Below are 262 nucleotides of genomic sequence, written 5' to 3' on the forward strand. Positions count from 1 at the left end.
TCAGTCATGCGGCAAAACTATTCTGTTAACAAGCCAGTACGAGCACTGGCACACACTCCCAGCAGAGTGCTGGGGGTTGCGGGTTCCGGCTGTTCAGCGGGAACCGCACAGGGACGCGAGCACACACAGCATGTCTTGAAGTCTTGGTTGTGTGTTGGTCAAGTCGCTCGGCCTATTAGTACCGGTCGACTCCACACCTTGCAGTGCTTCCATCTCCGGCCTATCAACCCAATAGTCTGTTGGGGGCCTTACCCACCGTAGG

Annotated in this window: 1 rRNA gene; it reads right to left on the reverse strand. The window is 56.5% G+C overall.

Annotated elements, in window-relative coordinates:
* Nucleotides 1–154: 154 nt before the first annotated feature.
* Nucleotides 155–262 (reverse strand): 23S ribosomal RNA (locus tag R9X44_RS35595); the annotation flags it as partial.

Origin of the sequence: Actinocorallia sp. A-T 12471 (assembly GCF_033875155.1) — a bacterium.
In the GTDB taxonomy this organism is placed as follows: domain Bacteria; phylum Actinomycetota; class Actinomycetes; order Streptosporangiales; family Streptosporangiaceae; genus Actinocorallia.